Source organism: Dysosmobacter acutus, from assembly GCF_018919205.1.
In the GTDB taxonomy this organism is placed as follows: Bacteria; Bacillota; Clostridia; order Oscillospirales; family Oscillospiraceae; genus Oscillibacter; species Oscillibacter acutus.
This window is the reverse complement of sequence record NZ_JAHLQN010000001.1, coordinates 2,310,119-2,325,922: the sequence shown is the minus strand read 5'-3', so window position 1 is coordinate 2,325,922 and position 15,804 is coordinate 2,310,119. Positions and strand designations below refer to the sequence as shown.

14 protein-coding genes are annotated in these 15,804 nt (G+C 61.7%); all 14 read left to right on the top strand.

Annotated elements, in window-relative coordinates; genetic code table 11:
- The first annotated feature begins 6 nt into the window (after positions 1–6).
- The 14 genes from abc-f to KQI82_RS15795 all read left to right on the top strand — a co-directional run bounded on the left by abc-f (position 7) and on the right by KQI82_RS15795 (position 15,798).
- Positions 7–1,905: a ribosomal protection-like ABC-F family protein gene (abc-f, locus tag KQI82_RS11120; RefSeq protein ID WP_216632822.1), complete on the top strand. Its 1,899-nt coding sequence runs from the start codon at positions 7–9 to the stop codon at positions 1,903–1,905.
- Positions 1,902–2,654, top strand: a complete 753-nt coding sequence (locus KQI82_RS11115) for a YdcF family protein (RefSeq protein WP_216632821.1) — start codon at positions 1,902–1,904, stop codon at positions 2,652–2,654. Before abc-f ends, KQI82_RS11115 begins: the two co-directional genes overlap by 4 nt.
- A gap of 20 nt (positions 2,655–2,674) precedes the next feature.
- Positions 2,675–3,160, top strand: coding sequence for a flavodoxin family protein (locus tag KQI82_RS11110; RefSeq protein WP_216632820.1), 486 nt, complete (start codon positions 2,675–2,677; stop codon positions 3,158–3,160).
- Positions 3,161–3,182: 22 nt separating this feature from the next.
- A complete protein-coding gene (gene prfA / locus KQI82_RS11105) occupies positions 3,183–4,244 on the top strand; it encodes a peptide chain release factor 1 (RefSeq protein ID WP_216632819.1) in 1,062 nt (353 codons plus the stop codon).
- 10 nt (positions 4,245–4,254) lie between these two features.
- Positions 4,255–5,919: an L-threonylcarbamoyladenylate synthase gene (locus tag KQI82_RS11100; protein ID WP_216632818.1), complete on the top strand. Its 1,665-nt coding sequence runs from the start codon at positions 4,255–4,257 to the stop codon at positions 5,917–5,919.
- Positions 5,912–7,312 (top strand): aminopeptidase, encoded by a 1,401-nt coding sequence (locus KQI82_RS11095; protein ID WP_216632817.1) that lies wholly within the window; start codon positions 5,912–5,914, stop codon positions 7,310–7,312. Before KQI82_RS11100 ends, KQI82_RS11095 begins: the two co-directional genes overlap by 8 nt.
- A gap of 308 nt (positions 7,313–7,620) precedes the next feature.
- On the top strand, positions 7,621–8,640 hold the full coding sequence (locus tag KQI82_RS11090) for a zinc-dependent alcohol dehydrogenase (protein WP_216632816.1): 1,020 nt from the start codon (positions 7,621–7,623) through the stop codon (positions 8,638–8,640).
- A 69-nt stretch (positions 8,641–8,709) separates the two neighbouring features.
- Positions 8,710–9,762, top strand: coding sequence for a TAXI family TRAP transporter solute-binding subunit (locus tag KQI82_RS11085; protein ID WP_216632815.1), 1,053 nt, complete (start codon positions 8,710–8,712; stop codon positions 9,760–9,762).
- Positions 9,763–9,874: 112 nt separating this feature from the next.
- Positions 9,875–11,791 carry a TRAP transporter permease gene (locus KQI82_RS11080; protein ID WP_216632814.1) on the top strand — a complete coding sequence of 639 codons (1,917 nt, stop codon included), beginning with the start codon at positions 9,875–9,877 and terminating at the stop codon, positions 11,789–11,791.
- 48 nt (positions 11,792–11,839) lie between these two features.
- Positions 11,840–12,178 (top strand): cupin domain-containing protein, encoded by a 339-nt coding sequence (locus KQI82_RS11075; protein WP_216632813.1) that lies wholly within the window; start codon positions 11,840–11,842, stop codon positions 12,176–12,178.
- Between the two features lie 5 nt (positions 12,179–12,183).
- Positions 12,184–13,074 carry an FAD binding domain-containing protein gene (locus tag KQI82_RS11070; protein ID WP_216632812.1) on the top strand — a complete coding sequence of 297 codons (891 nt, stop codon included), beginning with the start codon at positions 12,184–12,186 and terminating at the stop codon, positions 13,072–13,074.
- Entirely contained in the window at positions 13,071–13,547 is a 477-nt protein-coding gene (locus KQI82_RS11065) for a (2Fe-2S)-binding protein (RefSeq protein WP_216632811.1), read from the top strand. The genes KQI82_RS11070 and KQI82_RS11065 overlap by 4 nt, the downstream gene beginning before the upstream one ends.
- Positions 13,544–14,797 (top strand): xanthine dehydrogenase family protein molybdopterin-binding subunit, encoded by a 1,254-nt coding sequence (locus KQI82_RS15800; protein ID WP_216632810.1) that lies wholly within the window; start codon positions 13,544–13,546, stop codon positions 14,795–14,797. The genes KQI82_RS11065 and KQI82_RS15800 overlap by 4 nt, the downstream gene beginning before the upstream one ends.
- The gene (locus tag KQI82_RS15795) at positions 14,794–15,798 is read left to right on the top strand and encodes a xanthine dehydrogenase family protein molybdopterin-binding subunit (RefSeq protein ID WP_216632809.1); all 1,005 of its coding nucleotides are present in this window, start codon (positions 14,794–14,796) and stop codon (positions 15,796–15,798) included. The genes KQI82_RS15800 and KQI82_RS15795 overlap by 4 nt, the downstream gene beginning before the upstream one ends.
- Positions 15,799–15,804 lie beyond the last annotated feature (6 nt).

Below are 15,804 nucleotides of genomic sequence, written 5' to 3'. Positions count from 1 at the left end.
AATACCATGATTGACATCCAGGCGGAGGGACTGGTCAAGTCCTTTGATTTGGAAAAAAAGATATTGGACGGCCTGAGCTTTCAGATCGACCAGGGGGAGCGTGTGGGGCTGCTTGGCAAAAACGGCGCCGGCAAGACCACCCTCTTTAAAATCCTCACCGGGGAGATGGACTATGACGCGGGCCGTGTGGCCATTGGCCAGGGCCGGCGGATGGGCCTCATCTCCCAGATTCCCGTCTATCCCGGGGACTTTACGGTGGAGGATGTGCTGCGCACCGCTTTTTCCCGTCTCCAGGCCCTGGCGGAGGAGATGGAGCAGCTCACCGTCCGTATGGCGGGCGGGGAGAGCGGCAGCGAGGTGCTGCGCCGTTACGGCCAGCTGTCCGAGCGGTTTGAGGCCTTCGGCGGCTACGATACGGACGTGGCTGTGAACAAGGTGGCCAACGGCCTGTCCATCACCCGGGACATGCGCTCCCAGCTCTTTGAGAGTCTCTCCGGCGGCGAGAAGACCCGGGTGAATCTGGGCCGGCTGATCCTGGAGGACACGGACATTCTGCTGTTGGATGAACCCACCAACCACCTGGACCTCCACGCCACCGAATGGCTGGAGGACTACATCGCCCACTTCCACGGCACGGTGGTGGCCATCTCCCATGACCGCTACTTCCTGGACCGGGTGGTGAAGCGTGTCATTGAGATTGAAAACGGCAGGGCCGAGTTCTACAGCGGCAACTACAGCTTCTATGCCATCGAGAAGGAGCGCCGCTATCAGGAGCGCATGCGCCAGTATCAGAAGGAGCAGGCCAAGATCGGGCAGCTTCAGGAGGCCGCGGACAAGCTGCACCTGTGGGCCTTCATGGGCAACGACGCGCTGCACAAGCGGGCCTTTTCCATGGAAAAGAGAATCGAGCGGATGCGCACCACCGACAAGCCCACCAAGGCAAGGAAGATGGACGCCCGGTTTGCCAGCACGGAATTTTTCGGCGACGAGGTGCTGGAGCTGAAAAATGTATGCAAATCCTTTGGAGAAAAGACCCTTTTCTCCAATTTGAACCTGAAGGTGGAGGGGGGCGAGCGCATCGCCCTCATCGGCGACAACGGCACCGGCAAGTCCACCCTCATCAAGCTGATCATGGGGGAGCTGTACCCGGACGACGGCCGCATCAAGACCGGCCCCTCGGTCCGCGCGGCCTATCTGCCCCAGATCATCCACTTCGAAAATCCCCAGCGCAACCTGGTGGACACCATGCTCTATGCCAAGAAGAACATCACGCCCCAGTCCGCCCGGAACCGCCTCGCGGCCTATGACTTCCGGGGCGAGGACGTATTTAAGAGCGTTTGCGTGCTCTCCGGCGGGGAGCAGAGCCGGCTGCGCCTCTGTATGCTGATGGACGAGGAGATCAACTTTCTCATCCTGGACGAGCCCACCAACCATCTGGACATTGCATCCCGGGAGTGGATCGAGGAGGCGGTGGAGGCCTTTGACGGCACGCTGCTGTTCGTTAGCCACGACCGGTATTTCATCAACCGCTTTGCCACCCGCATCTGGGAACTGGAGGGCGGAGCCATCCGGGATTATCTCATGGGCTTTGCCCGCTACCGCTTGGCAAAGGCCGAGGAGCAGAAAACCGCGCCCCGCCAGGAGGCACCCCGTCCGGAGGAAAAGGCGGAGCGCCCCGTCCGCGGCAACAAGGCCCAGGTGGCGGCCCGCAAACAGCTGGTGATCTGCGAGCGGGAGATTGCCAGGTCGGAGGAGGCCATCGCCGCGCTGGACCGGGAGATGGAGGCGGCGGCCTGCGACTATGAGGCGCTCAACAGGCTGTTGGGAGAAAAGGAGGAGGCCCAGGCTGAACTGGAGGCCCTCTATGAAAAATGGGAGGCTCTCAGCGAGGAGGCCCAGGCGTGAAGGGCCGCTGGTGCGCCGCGCTGATATGCGCCCTTGCCGGCGTCCTTTTGACGGTGGTCCGCGTTTGGGGTATGCGCTTTTCCGGGTTTTTGCTGATAGGGACCGCCGCCGCCATTGGGCTTTCGGCTCTGATTGACGCCCGGGCGGAGAAGGGGCGGCTCTGGCGCTGGCTGCGCCGGGCCTTTTACGGCGCGCTTTCGGTGCTGATAGTGCTGCTCACCTCCATTGAGGTGTTTGTGATTTCCAAGGGCCGGGAGGATTTTACCGCCCTGCCCTCGGAGGCGGTGATCGTCTTGGGGGCGGGAGTCAACGGGCGGGAGCCGTCCCTTGCCCTAAAAAGCCGCCTGGACGCGGCCCTTGCCTACCTGGAGGAGCATCCTGATATTCCCGTGGTGCTCACCGGGGGAAAGGGCTACGGCGAGGAGATCACCGAGGCCCAGTGCATGTATGAGTACCTGACTGGGCATGGCGTGGAGGGGGAGCGGCTGATCACAGAGGAACAGGCGCTGAACACGGCGGAGAATTTCGCCTTTTCCCGGGCGCTTTTGAGTGAGCATGGCGTGGACGTGGAAAACGGCCTGGTGGCCGTGGTCACCAACGACTTTCACGTGGCCCGCTCCAGGCTGATCGCCCAGCGGCAGGGCGTGCGCATGTTAGGCGTCCCGGCGCCCCTTCCATGGAAGCACCTGAGTGCCAACTACTATCTGCGGGAGTCCTTTGCCATGGTGAAGACATTCCTGTTTGACTGAATCGAGACGGGAGGAAAGCTATGAGCGACGTTTTGTGCATCTATTATTCCCGAACAGGGAGAACCAAACAGGCCATGGAGGAGATCGCGTCGGAGGTGGGCGGCGAACTGGTGCGGCTGCGGGACGGCGTGGAGCGGGGCGGCTTTCGGGGCTACCTCCGCTGCGGTTTGGACGCCGTGCGCCGCCAGTGCGAGCCGCTCAAGCGCTATGAGACGGACAAGCCCCTTTCGGAGTACCGCCTGATCATCATCGGCACCCCGATCTGGGCCGGCCGGTGCAGCGCACCCATCCGGTCGTTTTTGAAGGAACAGGGGCTGTACCTCAACAAGGTGGCCTATGTGGTGACCCGCTCCAGCGAGACCAAGTTTCAGGAGGTCTACCGCCAGATGGACAGCTATACCGCTGCGCCCCACCTGCTGGCCGTATCCCTGCGGTGCAATTCCGTGGGGCACCACTTCTGGCAGGAGCAGTTCATCAAGGACGTGCGCAAGTATTTGGGGAAGTAATGGAGATTGAGGAGGAACTGCCGTGCTGGAAAAACTGAAGGGGATCGAGGCGCGTTATGAGGACCTGGAGCGCCAGCTGACAGACCCGGAGGTCTACTCGGACGCCGCGATGCTGAAAAAGGTCAACCGGGAACTCAAGGAGCTCTCAGCGGTGGTGGAGGCCTACCGGGCCTACTGCGCCGCCGCGGCCGACTGTGAGGAGGCAAAGGAGCTGTTGGGGGATGCGGAGATGAAGGAGATGGCCCAGGAGGAGCTGAGCCGGTCCAGGGCTGAGATGGAACGGCTTACAGAGCAGCTGCGCTGCCTGCTGCTGCCCAGGGACCCCAATGACAGCAAAAACGTCATCATGGAGATCCGCGGCGGCGTCGGCGGGGAAGAGGGGGCGCTGTTTGCCGCGTCCCTTCTCCGGATGTACACCATGTACGCCGAGTCCAAGGGCTGGACGGTGGACATCATCAATATGAACGACACGGAGTTAGGCGGTGTCAAGGAGTGCAGCCTGATGGTGGAGGGCGAGGGCGCCTACTCCCGGCTGAAGTTTGAATCCGGCGTGCACCGGGTGCAGAGGGTGCCGGAGACGGAGTCCGGCGGCCGCATTCACACCAGCGCCGCCACGGTGGCGGTGCTGCCGGAGGCGGAGGAGGTGGAGTTTGAGATCAACCCCGCCGATCTGCAGATCGACACCTACCGGGCCTCCGGCGCCGGAGGCCAGCACGTCAACAAGACGGAGTCGGCCATCCGCATCACCCATCTGCCCACCGGCGTGGTGGTGGAGTGCCAGGATGAGCGGAGCCAGTACAAGAACAAGGACAAGGCCATGAAGGTGCTGCGCTCACGCCTTTATGAGGCGGAGCGGCAAAAGCAGGAGGCCGCCGTGGCGGCGGAGCGCCGCAGCCAGGTGGGCAGCGGCGACCGCTCCGAGCGGATCCGCACCTATAACTTTCCACAGGGCCGCGTCACGGATCACCGCATCGGCTTGACGCTCTATAAGATCGAATCCATTATGAACGGCGCGATAGATGAGCTGATTGACGCGCTGGTGACAGCGGATCAGGCGGAAAAGCTTCAGCGGAGCGAGGAATGAGGAGAAGAGCATGGAAACCAGAAAATTTGATTTGACGGATATTCACCGCCCCCAGCGGGAGATTGAGGAGAAGATCGACGCGGCGGCCCGGATTCTCACCGAGGGCGGGCTTCTGGCCATTCCCACGGAAACGGTGTATGGGCTGGGCGCCAACGGGCTGGACGGCGCCGCCGTGCGCCGCATCTTTGAGGCAAAGGGACGGCCCCAGGACAACCCCCTGATTCTGCACGTCCCCTCCTCCCAGTGGCTGCCCCGGTTTTGTGAGGATGTGCCGCCGCTGGCCTATGTGCTGGCCGCCCGGTTCTGGCCGGGGCCGCTGACCATGATCCTGCGCCGCAAGAGCGTGGTGCCGGACGAGACCACCGCCGGACTGGACACGGTTGGTGTGCGCTGTCCCAACCACATGGTGACCCAGGCCATCATCAAGGCGGCCGGCGTGCCGGTGGCCGCGCCCAGCGCCAACCTCTCCGGCCGGCCAAGCTGTACCTGTGCGGCGGACGTGCTGGAGGATATGGACGGCAAGATCGACGGCATTGTGGACGGCGGTCCCTGCCAGGTGGGCGTGGAGTCCACCATTTTGGACCTGACGTGCGTGCCGCCCCGGCTGCTGCGGCCCGGCGGACTGCCCCTGGAGGAACTGGAGGCCGTGGTGGGCGAGATTGTGGTGGACAAAGCCGTCACCGGCGCCCTGGCGGAGGGGGAAAAGCCCAAGGCCCCCGGCATGAAGTACCGTCACTACGCGCCCAAGGCGCCGGTGACCGTGGTGGTGGGCAGCCCGGAAAAATCCGCCCAGGTGATCGAAAAGCACATGGGCCCGGCCTCAGGCATCATCTGCTTTGACGAGTATGCCGGCCTGTTCGCGGGCCATGAGCTGCAGACGCTGGGGTCCTACACGGATAAAAGCGCCCAGGCCCAGCGGGTCTTTGACGCCCTGCGCGCCTTTGACGCCACCTCCGTCACGGAGATTTACGCCCAGTGTCCCGACAGCCGCGGACTGGGATTGGCGGTGGGGAACCGTCTGAAAAAGGCGGCGGGCTTCCACATCATTGACGCGGATGCGCGCAGAATCGTCATCGGCATCACCGGCGGCACCGGTTCGGGGAAGAGCAGCGCCCTGCGGGCCCTGGAGGCTCTGGGCGGCCGGGTGGTGGACTGCGACATGGTGTACCATGAGATGCTCAAAAGCTGCCCTCCGCTGCGCAAGGCGCTTTTTCAGGAGTTCGGCAACATATTTGACAGCACTGGTGCATTGGATCGGCAGAAATTGGGTACATTGGTCTTTGGCGACAGCGTCAAAATGGACCGGCTGAATCAAATTGTCTTCCGCTTCCTGCTGCCTGAAATTCAGGTGCGGATGGAGGAGGAGCCGGAGGCACTCTACGGACTGGACGCCATCAACCTCATCGAAAGCGGTTTGGGAAAGGTCTGTGACCGGACCGTGGCCGTCACCGCGCCCGCTGAAATCCGGGTGCGCCGGATCATGGAGCGGGACAGCATTCCCGAGGAGTATGCCCGGCTGCGGGTGACGGCCCAGAAACCGGACAGCTTTTACCGGGACAACTGTAGCTGCGTCCTTGAGAACACGGCCCCCTCGTCACAGGAATTTGAGGATTCGGCGCTGCAATTTTTGACAAAGCTCATTGAATCGATCAAGGAGGAAAAATCGGATGTCTGATCAGCATAAAGAGCGGAAAGAAGCACTGTTTACCCAGAAGAAAAACGGCTATGACCGGATGGAGCCAGCCCAGCGGGAGGCTATGGAGCGCTACTGCGCGGACTACAAGGCGTTTTTGGACGCGGGCAAGACCGAGCGGGAATGCGCGGCCTTTGCCGTGGCTCTGGCGGAAAGGGCGGGCTACAAGCCCCTGGTCCGGGGCGCGGCGCTGAAGACCGGGGACAAGGTCTACCGCTGCAACCGGGACAAGTCGGTCCTGCTGGCTCACATCGGCTCCCGTCCGCTGAGCGAAGGGGTGCAGATCACCGCCGCCCATATCGATTCCCCACGGCTGGACCTCAAGCCCACGCCGCTCTATGAGGACGGGGAGATGGCCTATTTCAAGACCCATTACTACGGCGGCATCCGGAAGTACCAGTGGGTCACCATTCCCCTGGAGCTCCACGGTGTGGTGGCCATGAAGGATGGCTCCACCGTGACGGTCACCATCGGCGCGGACGAGGGGGAACCCAAGCTGGTCATCACCGACCTTCTGCCCCATCTGGGCGCGGAGCAGAACAAAAAGCCTCTGGGGGAGGCCATCCCCGGTGAAACGCTGAACCTGCTGCTTGGCAGCCGCCCGGTGAGCGGCGGAGAGGGCGGCGACCGGGTCAAGCTCCAGGTGATGGAGCTTCTCAACGAGAAGTACGGCATCACGGAGGATGATTTCAACTCCGCTGAACTGGAGGCCGTCCCCACGTTCCGGGCGACCGACATCGGCCTGGACCGCAGCCTCATCGGCGCCTACGGCCACGACGACCGGGTCTGCGCCTACGCCGCGCTGAAGGCGCTGCTGGACCTGAAAAACGCTCCGGGCAAGACGGCGGTGTGTGTTCTGGCCGACAAGGAGGAGGTCGGCTCCGACGGTGTCACGGGCATGAAGTCCGCCGCCTTTGACACCTTTATGGAGGATCTCTGCGACGCCCAGGGCGTACCCTGCCGGGCCTGCTATGAAAATGCGTTCTGCTTAAGCGCGGACGTGACGGCGGCCTTTGATCCCAATTTCTCTGAAGCCTATGAAAAGCGCAACTCCGCCCAGGTCAACTATGGTATAGGCCTTTGCAAGTACACCGGCGCCCGGGGCAAGTCCGGCGCCTCCGACGCCAGCGCCGAGACAGTGGCCTATGTCCGCGGCGTCCTGGACCGAGCGGACGTGGTCTGGCAGATCGCGGAGTTAGGCAAGGTGGATTACGGCGGAGGCGGCACCGTGGCCATGTATATGGCCAACCGGAATATCGCCACATTAGACGCCGGCGTTCCGGTGCTTTCCATGCACGCGCCCTTTGAAACCGTATCCAAGCTGGACTGCTATATGACCTATCGGGGCATCCAGGCGATCTACCAGGCGGAATAAGAAACAGCAGACGGGTGAGCACAGCTCACCCGTCTTTTTTTGCCCTTTTGAAGGGGCATACCGTCCCGGACAGCCTGAGCGCGGGCCTTCGGCTGCGGGGCTGCATACCGGAAAAGGCCGGAGGGCGACAACGCAAATTTAAACAATTGATTGTGAGGGAAAAAACTAAAATGTGCGATATTTTGCGCAACAAAACGAAAGAAATTTTCCGGTACGGCCCATATACTGAGCATAGACAAGTTGCACAATGAACGAAAGAAGAGACATATAAAACTGTTTATTTTTACAGGATTGAAAGAGGTGCTCTTGTGAAGGCAACAATTTTGACAGCTCCAAAGCAGCTTGCGGTGGTGGAGAGGGAATTGCCTGCGCTCCGGGATGGGCAGGCGCTGGTCCGTATCCGGGCGACCGGTCTGTGCGGCACGGATGTCATGGTGTACGAAGGCGGTTTGCCCCCGCGCAAACTGCCGATTACGAATGGGCATGAGGCGGCCGGAACCATCGAAGAAATCCGCGGGGAGTCCTTTGGCTTCCGCGTGAACGACGCGGTTTTTTTCCGGGGAAGCTGGGGTTGCGGCCGGTGCGAGTACTGCCTGTCCGGCGCCGCGCAGCTGTGCAGGGAGCGGAGGATGCTGGGTGTGGACATCGACGGCACCATGGCGGAGTACGCCGTCATCCCGACCGCACAGCTTTTTCACCTCTCGGAAAAGATTCCCTTCTCCGACGCACAGTCCCTGATCGGCATCAGCTGCGGGCTCAATCTGGTGCACCGCATTGCGGAGCCGGCGGGAAAGACCGCAGTGATCTTCGGCCCGGGACACAATGGGCTGATTATTTTGCAGCTGCTGCGCCACGCCGGGTTTGGCCGGATCGTTGTGGTGGTTGGCCATCGGGAGAACCGCGCAAGGCTTGCCATGGAGCTTGGTGCGGACAAGACAGTGGCCTACGACGACCCCCGCTTGGAAGAGACCATTGACTCCCTGATTCCGGACGGCCCGGATATCGCCGTCGAGGCCTCCGGTTCCGTGACCGCGCTGAAGCAGTGCATCCACATCGTGCGCAAGAGCGGGCAGGTGCTGGCCTTCAGCATCTACCGCGGCGACGCGGACCAGTTCCCGGTACGGGAGTTCTACAACAAGGGGATCACGGTCACGGGGGTAAAGGGAGCGGCGGACTGCTACCGGGAGGCGGAGGAGCTTTTGCGCCGGGGGGCGGTCCGGATCGATCCGCTTATCACCCACCGCTTCCCCCTGGAGAAGACAGCGGAGGCATTTGCGGCGTTCCACGATCCGGAGGCCATCCGGATCATCGTTGAAAATCAGGCTTGACTCTCAATGCGTTCCCACACCATGTCTTATGGTTATTTCAAAGGGTTAAAAGATTAGGAGGTACAAAAGATGAAAAAGATGTTGTCAATCCTGCTGTCCGGAATGCTGATTTTCACCTTGCTTGCAGGCTGTGGAAATACAGGCGCTCCCGCCAAGGGCGGGTCTTCCTCTTCAGGCTCCTCCCAAAGTTCTTCCGCCGGCGGGTCCGGCGATGAGCTGGTCATTCCCGACAGCTACACGCTGCTCAATACGGCCAGCGGCTCCAGCGGCGGCCTCTGGTACACCCTGATGGTGTGCTACAGCGAAGTGCTGAAAAACGACACCGGCATCTCCCTCCAGTGCGAGCCCGGCGGAGGCGGCACCGCCAATATGAACGCGGTGGGCGTGGACGACCACACATTCGGGTTTACCAACAACGCGGCCATGTACTGCGGAATGAACGGCATCGGCTATGACCGGACGTTTGACAATGTCCGCACCATGTTCCCGCTGTATCCCAGCATCCAGCTGTTCTATGCCGTGGACCCCAACCTCAAAACCATTTATGACCTGGAGAACAAGATCGTCTGTCTGGGGCCCTCCGGAGGCGGTGTGGTGAATATGACCCTTCTGGAATTTGAGACGTTCGGCATCCATCCAAGAGAGGTGGTCTACATGGCATACGCGGATGCGCTGACCGCCCTGAAGGACGGCACCGTGGACTGCGTTGTGGACGCCGGCGGCCATCCCAACGCCTCTGTGACCGAGCTTGAGACCACCATGGACAAGGTGTCCCTTTTGACCGTGCCGATGGAGGACATGGAAAAGATCCATGAGGCGGCGCCCTATTACAGCATCTTCCCCATCTCCTCCGACCTCTATAAATCCCTGGATGAGGACCTGCAGATGCTGGGCTTCTACTCCATCGCCATCTGCACGGAGGACTTCCCCGACGACGTGGTCTATGCCATGACGAAGGCCGCGTTTGACAACTACGATACCATTGTGACCAACGTGGCGTCCGCAAAGGATATTGCGCTGGAAAACGTCCAGTACATGTACGGCCCCATGCACCCAGGCGCGATGCGCTATTACGAGGAGCAGGGCATCGACGTCTCCGCGTTTGACCCAGGCAACTTTTAGACTCATGCGGTAAAGGTCTATTTGTGTCGCCAGGACGCTTCCGGTCCGCGCGCAAGGAGCCGCGCGGACCGGAATTCAGTCCGACAGGTGAATTTACAGCGTGGGAGGCTTTATGAAGAACGCAACGATACCGAAGACAGGAGTTGACAACCCCAAGCTGCTGCTGTTGGCAAAATGCGTTGCAGTTGCCGGCATCCTGTACCACATTTATTCGCTGATGATCCGCGCAACCTCACCAGGATATATCCGCCCGGTTCACGTCTGCTTTCTGGTCATCATGGCCTACCTGGTGGCGCCAAAGCCAGGAAAAAAGAAGGGAACGATCCTCTTTTGGTGGATTGTGGACACGGTGCTGGTCTGCGGCGTAATTGCCTCCACGGTCTATATTTTTATAGACCAGCAATCCTGGATGATGCGCTATGCCATCTCGTCCACGGACCTGGATTTCCTCTTCTCCACCATCACCGCCATTGCGATTCTTGTGATGGCTCAGCGGCTGGTGGGCTGGCCCATGGTCCTTCTGGCCGGTGTGGCCATGGCCTACTGCCTGTTCGGCCACAATCTCTCCGGCTCCTTCCGCATCCTGCAGATCACGCCCCGGAAGATGATGACCACCATGTATTTCATGCAGGACGGATTTTTCAGCTCGCTGATCGGCGTGTGCCTCTCCTATGTGCTGCCTTTTGTCTTTGTGGGAAAGCTCATGGAGATCTGCGGTACCGGCGATTATTTCACGGAGCTGGCCGCCAAGTTGACCGGCAGATCAAGAGGCGGCCCCGCCAAAGTAGCCATTGTCTCCAGCGCGCTCTTTGGGACCGTGTCCGGAGCCGGCACCGCCAATGTGGTGGCCACCGGAACCTTCACCATTCCGCTCATGAAGCGCATCGGCTATCCCAGCCATTTTGCCGCGGCGGTGGAGGCAGTGGCCTCCACCGGAGGGCAGATCATGCCGCCCATCATGGCCTCCGCCGCGTTTTTGGCCGCGGACCTCAGCGGCATCCCCTACGGCCAGCTGGCCATCGCCGCGGTCATCCCCGCCCTGATCTACTATGTGAGCCTCTATTTTTCCATTGACCTTGAGGCGGGGCGGCTCAGCCTCAAGGCCATGGACGCTGAGGACATCGTCTCCTGGGGCGCACTTTTGAAACGCGCCTATCTGCTGCTGCCCCTGGCCATTATCATTATCGTGCTGACGGTGCTGCAGCAAAGCCCGCTCAAGGGCACCTTTTACGCCATGATCTGCGGCTGTGTGATCTACTTCATCAATCCCAAGACACGCAAGTCCCTGAAGGAGGGACTGATAGGCATCGTCGATGCGATGTACAAGTGCGCCTCCGCCATGGCCGGCATCGGCGCCGCGTTCCTGTGCGCCAGCATTGTGGTGGCCGTATTGAATATGACGGGAATTGCAGTCAAGTTCTCCTCCGCCATTTTGCAGGTGGGGCAGGGCAGCGTCCTGCTGTCCCTGCTTCTGACAGCCGCCATTGTCATTGTGCTGGGCATGGGGCTGCCGGTGGCCGCCTCCTATGTCATAGCGGCCAGCGTCTGTGTCAGTTCCCTGCTGAAGTTGGGCATCCCCATGGCCGCGGCCCATCTCTTCATCCTGCACTTTGCCAGTCTCTCCGCCCTGACTCCGCCGGTGTGCCTCTCGGCCTATGCGGCCGCCGGTATCTCCGGGGACTCCCCCATGAAAGTGGGCTTTACCGCCGTGCGGATTGGACTGGTGGCCTTTATGCTCCCCTTTTTCTTTGCCATCAACCCGGACATGCTGGTCATCATCAATGGGGCGGGACCGGCTCTGCGAACCTGTATTACGGCGCTTATCGGATGCGCGGGCATCTCCTTTGCAACCATCGGCTGGTACAGGCACACGGTCAATCCCGTTTTCCGGGTGGCCTTTTTGGCAGGCGGCCTCTTGATGATCGACCCCTCTCTTACCACGGATGTGGTGGGCTTTGGCGTTCTGGCCGCGACCATGCTTGTCCACTTGATAGTGAGCCGGAAGAAAAAGGAAGCTGAAAAAATATAGCAATTAAATCTGCCAAAGGGAGGGATTCCTCTGTTGATTCACAACGTGATGGCGTCTGAGGCAAAAACCGCGCCGGGGCATTGGAGCGTATTCGGCCGCACCGTTTTTGAGGGCGGAGGCGTTTCCGTCCGGCACAACCTGATTTTGGCCGGCGGCGGAGCCCAAGCCCATCGGCATGACTTTGAACATATCTTTTTTGTCCTCCGGGGCAGCCTCCATGTGACCTGCGGCGGTAAGACCACGGTGGTTCCGGCCGGCTGCGCGTTCCGGTTTGAGCCGGGGGAGCAGCACCAGGTCTGCGGCGACGGCGTGTCCGACGCGGAGTACCTGACCATCAATGTGCCCGCTCTCCAAACAGCGCCGGATGACGGCGGGAAGGGGGCGTAAGGTCATTGGAGCGGTTTCAGCTTTTCAGTCCCGCGTCTATTCCGGAGGCGATAGAGCTTTACCAGGCGCACCGGGAGGCGGGCTGCATGTACATCAGCGGCGGGACCGACCTGGTTCCCTCTATGCGTAAAGGCGCTTTGCATCCCGCGTTTTTGATCGATCTCCAGTCCGTCGGGATAGGCGGCATCCGTCTCACGGCGGAGGGAACGGAGATCGGCGCTGCCTGCACCATGAAAAAACTCTGTTCCAACAATCTCATCCAGTCCCTGTGGCACGCTCTCTATCTGGCGGCAGGCTCCGTTGGCTGCACCCAGACCAGAGGGCTTGCGACGGTGGGCGGAAACCTCTGTTCCGGCCTGCCCAGCATGGATACGGCGCCGGCGCTGCTGGTTTATGACGCGGTCCTGGAGATTGCTTCCGCCTCGGGCTGCCGCCGGGTCGGCGCGGAGGACTTTTTCGTGGGCCCAAGGAAGACCTGCCTGAGACCGGGGGAGATTCTGACCAGGATACTTCTGCCGGACCGGGAAGAGCGCCGCAAGGCCCATTTTATCAAGTTTGGCCGCCGTAATACGCTGACGCTGTCCATTGTCAACGAGGCGGTGGGAGCGGTGGTCCGGCAGGACTGCCTGCATCAGGTCCGCGTCGCGGTGGGGGCCTGCGCGCCTACTCCGGTGCGGATCCACGGCCTGGAGGATTACCTTGAGGGACGGAGCGCGTCGGAGATAGAGGAACAGGCGGTGCGGGAACTGGTGGCGCGCGAAATCCGACCCATCGACGACTTCCGGGCCAGCGCCGAATACCGCTCCTCCCTGGCCGGCGCCCTGGTCTGCAAGAGCCTGCGCGTTCTCACCGGGCGGTCCGATCCGGAGGACCTTGTGATAGGAGGACGTGAATGAGAGACATTGTGCTGACCATCAACGAGCGGGAGTACCCGGTGCAGGTGGAGGACCATGAGGTCCTGGTGGACGTCATACGAAACCGGCTGCATCTGTACGGCACAAAGATAGGCTGCGGCAGCGGGGAGTGCGGCGCGTGCAGCATCATTATGGACGGAGACATCGTCAACTCCTGCCTCATCCTGGCCTGCCGGGCCCAGGGACACCGCTTCACCACTATTGAAGGACTGGAGCAGGACGGAAAGCTCCATCCCCTCCAGGAGGTCTTTATCAAAAATTCCGCGCTCCAGTGCGGATTCTGCGGGCCGGGCATGCTCCTTGCGGCCAAGGTTCTGGTGGAGGAGAATCCCTGTCCCAGCGAGGCGGAAATCCGCGCGGGGATCGGCGGCAATCTCTGCCGGTGCACCGGCTATGTCAATATCGTCAAGTCCGTGATGGAATACGCGGCGGAGAATGGAGGGAGCGGAGCATGAACACGGTGGGAACCTCCATGCCGCGCCTGGACGCGGAACTCCTTGTCACCGGAAGAGCGCGCTACGGCGCGGACATCGACCTGCCAAACGCCCTTTGGTGCAAGGTCAAGCACAGTGAGCGCGCCCACGCCAAAATCCGCTCCATCGACCTCTCCGAGGCCCAGGCTCTGAGCGGTGTGGCCGCCGTGTGCACGGCCGGGGATTTTGCCTGCAACCGCCACGGCGTCAGCATCCGGGACGAGCCCTTCCTGTCGGATGACCGCGTGCGGGGCTACTACGACAGCGTGGCCGCCGTGGCCGCGGAGTCGGAGGAGATCGCGCAAAAGGCCGCCGCGCTTATCCGCGTGGAGTATGAGGACCTGCCCGGTGTGTTCGACCCCTTTGAGGCCATGAAAGAGGGAAGCTGCTCTATCCACGGAGGCGGCAACATCGCGGCGGAGGTAAAAATCGTCAACGGGGATGTGGACCGGGCCTTCCCCCGGTGCCCGCATATTTTTGAGCAGCAGATGTATACACCGGTCAATGAGCACGCATTCATCGAGCCCCATGCCGCCGTGGCCTACCTGGACGAGATCGCGGGAGATATTGTGGTCCGGACCTCGGTACAGCGCCCGGCCCTGATCGCGGAGGACCTGGCACTGGCCATCGGCTGGCCCCAGAGCAAAGTCCGGGTCATCACCGGCTCCGTGGGCGGCGGGTTCGGCGGGAAAAACGAGATCACGTTTGAGCACATCCTGGCTGTGCTGGCCATCAAGACCCGCCGCCCGGTGAAAATGGCCTATACCCGTGAGGAGGAGTTCGACTGCTCCACCGTGCGCCACCCCTACTGGATCAAAATGCGCTCCGGCGTCTTGGAGGATGGGAGAATACTGGCCCGGGAGGTCTGGATTGTCTCCGACTGCGGCCCCTATGTGGGGCTTGGGAAGATGACGCTGGAGAAGGGCTGCATCCACGGCTGCGGCCCCTACCGGATTCCAAACACCCGGGTCTGCGGGAAACTGGTCTACACAAACAACAGCTTTGGAAGCGCCATGCGCGGATTCGGCGTGCCCCAGCTTGGCTTTGCCTACGAGGTGCACACCGACTACATCGCCCGCCGGATGGGCATTTCACCGCTGGAGTTCAGAAGGATCAACGCCATCCGGGACGGCGACAAGCTGCCCACCGGCATGTCGCTGAACCAGGTCACCGTGGGGCAGGCAATCGACCGGGCGGTCCAGCTGGCACGGGAAGGAGGCGACTGGGAATGATTCACCGCGGGCGCGGCCTGGCCGCCATGTTTTATCCCATCGCCCCCACCGGCGTTTCCGCCTGTTTTGTAAAGGTCAACGCGGACGGCACGGCGGTGCTCTACTTGGGCACCACGGACATCGGGCAGGGTTCTGTCACCGTGCTGTCCCAGATCGCCTCCGAGGCGCTGGGTATTTCCATCGACCGGATCGCGGTGGTGTCCGGGGATTCCAAGCTGGCCCCCTACGACCGGGGGCCGGTGGGCAGCAGGACCACCTACGCCACCGGGAACGCGGTTCTGATAGCCTGCGCGGAGGCCAGGGAGACGCTGCTCCGGGCAGCGTCCCGCTTGCTGGACATGGACCCCGGCGGCCTGCGGGTGGAAAACAACCGTGTCTGCATAGAGGGCTTTGAAGAGGAGAGCGTCTCCGTCGCCCAGGCCGCGGACTATGCCTTTCGCACCATGGGAACCGCTATATTGGGGAAGGGGACGTTCAGCCCACACATCCGGCCCATCCGCAAAGAGACCGGCCACGGCAAGCAGTACGCCACCCACGTGTACGCCGCCCAGATCGCCGTTGTGGACGTGGACGATGAGACCGGAGCCTTTGCGGTCAAAAAAATTTACGCCGTCCACGACTGCGGACAGGCCGTCAACCCCATGCTGGTCCATGGCCAGATCCACGGCGGAACCGGAATGGGCGTGGGCTTTGCCCGGTACGAGGAGATGGTGCTTCAGGAAGGGAAGGTGCGCAACAACCAGTTTACGGATTATATCGTCCCGACGGCCGGCGACGTGCCGCCGATCCTCAGCGACTTTATAGAGCGTCCGGAGCCCACCGGCCCCTATGGGGCCAAGGGCGTGGGGGAACCCGCCATTCTGCCCACGGCCCCGGCCATTGCCAACGCCATTTTCGACGCGGTGGGCGTCTGGATCCTGGATCTGCCGATCACGCCGGAAAAGGTATACAGGGCGCTTCAGCAAAAGAAAAGCGAATCCGGGAGCGGCGGGCGGATTTGAAACAAA